At 53.0% G+C, this 5,245-nt stretch carries 4 protein-coding genes; 1 reads left to right on the forward strand and 3 read right to left on the reverse strand.

What is annotated here, in order from left to right:
- Positions 1 to 208: 208 nt before the first annotated feature.
- The 3 genes from ENI00_RS13275 to ENI00_RS13280 all read right to left on the reverse strand — a co-directional run bounded on the left by ENI00_RS13275 (position 209) and on the right by ENI00_RS13280 (position 3,030).
- The gene (locus ENI00_RS13275) at positions 209 to 1,558 is read right to left on the reverse strand and encodes an efflux transporter outer membrane subunit (RefSeq protein ID WP_304103236.1); all 1,350 of its coding nucleotides are present in this window, start codon (positions 1,556 to 1,558) and stop codon (positions 209 to 211) included.
- Positions 1,559 to 1,774: 216 nt separating this feature from the next.
- The gene (locus ENI00_RS18665) at positions 1,775 to 2,356 is read right to left on the reverse strand and encodes a L,D-transpeptidase (protein WP_349740425.1); all 582 of its coding nucleotides are present in this window, start codon (positions 2,354 to 2,356) and stop codon (positions 1,775 to 1,777) included.
- 83 nt (positions 2,357 to 2,439) lie between these two features.
- On the reverse strand, positions 2,440 to 3,030 hold the full coding sequence (locus ENI00_RS13280; protein WP_304103239.1) for a L,D-transpeptidase: 591 nt from the start codon (positions 3,028 to 3,030) through the stop codon (positions 2,440 to 2,442).
- Between the two features lie 1,022 nt (positions 3,031 to 4,052).
- On the opposite strand from ENI00_RS13280, the gene ENI00_RS13285 reads away from it, so the two are divergent.
- Positions 4,053 to 5,245 (forward strand): HAD-IC family P-type ATPase (locus tag ENI00_RS13285; RefSeq protein ID WP_304103242.1); only part of this gene is annotated, 1,193 nt, incomplete at its 3' end.

The following is a 5,245-nucleotide window of genomic DNA, read 5'->3' on the forward strand; positions in this document are numbered from 1 at the left end:
CCGTACCAGCCCGCCGTCGTTCCGCTCTTACTATCCGCTACCATCGGCTCGAAGCGTTCGAGGTTTGGAAGGCAGCGGCCAATGTTGCCTGATCTGCGACCGGCTTGCCAACTTGCCAACTCGGCGAGTTAACGTGACAACACCGCCCGCAACTTGACGATGCCCGTGCAACGTGTTGCGCGCGTTGCGAATACTTTCACCAATACGTTCATCTTACGCCACCCCATCCACGACCAGTCGCCACCATAAGTGCTGACCACGATTGGGCCAAATCTCTTACTGCCGCTGCGAGGGATATGCGGGCTGCATCTGCAAATCGTTCGGCGTCCAATAGGTCTGGTAAGTTCAGTTCCCCTAGTTCAAAAACTTTGCGGCTCAATTGAAGAGTACGATCCCTTGATCGTTGAGCAGCGCGTAAGGCGGCCACCTCTCTTTGCTTTCGTGTAAATTCACTTTGAGCTTTTTGCACATCTTCCACCGCGCCCAACACCTGTCCACGCCATTCCAGTTCGGCGGTCGTGGCAGAAATAATAGCCGCATCTCGCCTAGCGCGTAGCGGAGCTTGGTTGAGGATAGGGAATGAAAGTGCTGGACCAAAGGACCATTCTGAGGGGTTTGCCGCTGTCACCGAGCCAGACAAAGTGACTGAGGGGTACAACTGTGCTTCTGCAACACCTACTCCGGCAACTGCGGCAGCTAGACGGCGTTCAGCGGCCAATACATCTGGGCGATTGCGGAGCAGATTGGCAGGGACGCCTGTTGACCCTTTGCTGCGGGGATAAGGTTGTGGTGCGCCTGCAATCATCTGTTTTAGTAGCGGCTGAGCTGGTTCGGCCAACAATGTCGCAATTGCAAAAACCCGGGCTTCAAATGCGGATTCAAGCGGAGGTAAGGCAGCAATTGCTGTGTCCACCTGACCTGTTGCTCGTGCAAGATCTAATTCTGACAATGCACCTTGCTCAACTTGAGCTCTGATCAAAGACTGGGTCCGACGGCGGCTCGCGATATTCTGTCGTGTTAAGGCCAATGCCTCCTGAAAATACCGCGCGTCAATATAGTTGGAAACGACACCAGACACCAGAGCAAGCCGGACAGTGCCTGCATCAAACTTGGCTGCTTCCACACCCGCTGCTGCGCGCTGCGCGTCACGGCGAACACCACCAAAAATATCGAGGATGTAATTCGCCCCGAATGTCGCACTTTCTGAGGGATCACCTGATATTGGGTTACCATTGTTTCTTTGCGCCTGGGCATCCAGTCCACCCGAAAACCGGCCAGCGGTACCTGTCTGCCTCAGGACTGTATTTGCGGCTTTGATACGTTGTAAAGCTGTTGCAATTTCGATGTTTTGTGTAAGACCGCGGTCTACCAGCCGGTCCATTTGCCGGTCATTTAGCCGTTTCCACCATTCATCGCGCGCGACCTCTCCGTGAGCCGCGCCACCGCCAATGAACGACGTTTCTAATGGTGTCTTAGGTGGTGTATAGTCAGGGCCAACAGCGGTACATGAAACCAATGCCGTGGATGCTAGGATAATAAGCAGATAGGGACGGATCATTTATAATTCCTGTATATTAGATCATCTTTTGGATTTGCTGGGGATAGGGTGGAGATGTTTCACCCAGCACGCTCTTATGAGCAGCTAGGTATTTGAAAAATATTACATTTTCTGAAGGGCCTTAGAGACACGGAGTTCCCGAAAATACCAAGGTTGCGCCGTGTTTAGGCCCTCTAAACTTTTTTATCATACACAGTTGAAAATATGCGCCCGTTTTCATGTCGCGCCATTTGGATGGAGCACAACGCGCGTGTTTAACGGCACTTGGTTGAAAAGTTGAACAATCTGATCGTTAACAAGCCTGGCACACCCGTTGGATACGGCGCGCCCGATAGTAGTTGGATCATTTGTGCCATGAACGCGCAAAAAGGTGTCACCGCGACCCGGTTGAAAGAGATACAGGGCCCGCGCTCCCAGAGGGTTGCTCAAACCGCCAGGCATTCCATTGCGAAGCGGGCCATATTTCTGAGGCTCACGACGCAACATGCCAGGAGTCGGGGTCCAACTTGGCCATTCTTTTTTCGCACCTATGTAGAATTCTCCTGCCTCATAAAGACCTGGACGACCGATCCCGACAGTATATCGAATTGCAGTATTATTGGGCTGAGTCCAGAAAAGTGCAAACTGGCTTGGAACTACATGTATTTCGTAGGAAGCAGCGCCCGCTGGTATGGTCACTACTTGAGGCAAAAATTCTGGTGGCAAATCGTACTTAGGAAGCACTATGTGAGCTGACACTGGTTGGCAGGCCAAAGTGCCAACAGCCCCAGCAGAAAGAAGGAATTTTCTTCGTTTCATAGGTCAGTGGTTTTCAAAGGCTGAAGATGAGTGGAGCTGGGTACACGAGGGCGTACCTTCATAAGATAGGTAAAGCACATGAATCAAAACAACTTAACTTGTGTTCCGACTTCGGTCAAAGCGAACAATTCTTTGATATGCTCGTTGTAGAGACCTATGCACCCATTCGAAGACTGCCTTCCGATCTTGCGAGTGTCGCCAGTGCCATGAACACGGTAATATTGCCATGACAGATACAGCGCATGGGTACCCAATGGGTTATCGGGACCGGGCGGAAAATAGTCTGGCCATTCGGGGTTGCGTATTTTCATTGAAGGGGTGGGACGCCAGCTTGGCCCCTCAACTTTACGAATCACGCGTGTGTTCCCACGTTTAGTGAGTTCTTCTGATAACGGAACACTGGAAGGGTAAAGTTTGTAGACGCTTTCATCTTCTGACCAATATTGTACTGCACGGGAGTCGATATCGCAAAGGATTGCTCCGTGCTCTAAGTTGTCAAAATGCTCCCTCCAATTGGAGGTACTGAAGGATGAAATGTTTCGGCGGACTGAAGGTGACGCAAGTGGCTCGGTCGTTTGCGCGATTGCCGTACCGGTTCCGAGAAATAGTCCACTTGCTGTCGCCCCAAGAAGCGCACTGCGACGCGAAATAGATGTGTCTTTGGTCAGTTTCATTATGAAGCCTCTGATCTTGCCTGTTTTGTCCGTTATAAGACCTCCACCTGCTAGAGCTACAATCTCATTGAAATCACAATAACGTGATGATTAATGCCCCTTGGCCGCCTTTCGAAGCCTTCAGCACTTTGCCACTTGGCTAGTAGGGTAATTCTCCTGTATTGTCCTGCGTCATACCTGAGAACAGCCGCTCGCGCGATCATCAGCAACCACAATCCAGTGCGGTAAATAATTTCATCAGCTCGCAGGGCGATCTGAAACGCAGCGGTGCCCGTTACCCTCGAAAGAGGATAAGCCGCGCAGTCCTGCAGACATGCTTGATAGCGCGACCGAGGCGGGGCGGGTTTCCGACAACAGCCGGCGCCGTGCGGTTTTTCCGAGATGAGGGGGCGGTCCAAAGCGGGCAATCTTGGCTCACCTGCAGCACTACCGCTGTAGCTTCCCGAGCTGCAGACGCTGCGCAAGCATCACAATTTTTACCGACTGGTGCTTTGGTATGACGGGCTGAATGGTCTTGCCGAGAATGTTGTTTTCATACGTCGCCTGACAGGGAATTTGCTGCCAGAGCCATGTTTCTTAAAGTACTCGAATTAGCAGTAAAATACTTCAACAGGCCACCCTTTGAGCTGGGGATCGCCGCTGTTGCGTCTGGCAAAGGGTCCGTCCGCCGCATAGAAATTTTGTTTGGCGGTAGTTATGGCGCAATAGCCGAGGCCCCAGCATTATGGGCGGGCTTGCTCGCGAAAGACCTGCCGTCTGACCTAAGTGTTCTTTTTGCCTTCAAACTGCTGCTGCGAACCGACGCGATCACATGTCTTCGGTCGCGTAGCTTTGATGTCGCTGTCATTTGAATGGGATTGCCGCCGGTATGCTAAAACCGGTAACGTAATCGAGGCTAGTAAAAAATCTTCACTATCGGCTAGAACGGGAGACCGACGTTGGCTTTCAAAAGTTGGGCCACAATAAATTGCAGCCGCTAGAACCGATACTTTTCATAAGTCCGAATACTGTGAAGGAAAACCATGTCCGAGGACCACATGCACGATAAAAAGGCGCAAGACGACAGTCCGCCTCCTGAAAACTACGCCGCAGACGACGGGCACAACCACGCACATGACGGGTTTCTGAACCAGGTTTTGGGTGGGCGCGCCGAGGTTATCTTTGCCTCCCTTTGTGGCGTTACCCTGCTATTAGGATGGTTAGGTCCAAAATTGGGTTTTTTGCCCGAACAGATCGGGTTTGGCATTCTGTTGGCGGCTTACTTCTTCGGTGGGTATTTCACCCTGCGCGAGGCCGTTGAAAAAATTGCCAAAGGCCAGTTCCAGATTGATTTTCTGATGCTGGTGGCTGCCACAGGTGCGGCCATTCTGGGAGCGTGGGCCGAAGGGGCATTCCTGCTGTTTCTTTTCAGCATCGGCCACGCCCTTGAAAATTACGCCATGGGCAGGGCCAGAAATGCCGTCGCGGCGTTGGCTGGCCTGACACCGGACGAGGCTTTGGTTCGCAGGGGAGACAAAACCGAAACCGTATTCATCGAAAACTTGCTGGTGGGTGACATTGTCGTTGTCCGTTCCAACGAACGGCTTCCGGCGGATGGCTTCGTTGTCAAAGGATCAAGCGCCGTGAACCAGGCTCCGATCACGGGCGAGAGTGCGCCGGTAGACAAGGTGCCTGTCGATGATCCCGAATATGCCGCAAGCAATCTGGACAAGCTCACTGCGCAAACCCGCGTCTTTGCCGGATCGATAAACGGCGGCGGCAGCCTAGATGTTCAGGTCACGAAACTGTCGGGAGAATCAACCCTGGCGCGGGTGGTGACAATGGTTGCCGAAGCACAGACCCGCCAGTCGCCGACACAGAACTTTACCAGAAAATTCGAAAAGATATTTGTGCCCTGCGTCATTGTGTTGGCCGTCGTGACCAGCCTTTCGTTCCTGATTCTGGACGAAACCGCCGCCCAGAGCTTTTATCGTGCGATGGCCGTTCTGGTTGCGGCCAGTCCCTGTGCCTTGGCAATCGCGACGCCCAGTGCCGTTCTATCGGGGGTCGCCCGCGCCGCGCGTGGCGGCGTGTTGATCAAAGGTGGCGCGCCGCTGGAAGCCATGGGTCATCTGGACGCGATTGCCTTTGACAAGACTGGCACGCTGACCATCGGCGAACCGCATCTGGTCGAAATCACACCTTACGGCGATGCGTCAGAGACAGAGTTGTTGCA

It is taken from the genome of Marinobacter antarcticus, assembly GCF_011049865.1.
GTDB classification, from domain to species: Bacteria; Pseudomonadota; Gammaproteobacteria; order Pseudomonadales; family Oleiphilaceae; genus Marinobacter; species Marinobacter antarcticus_A.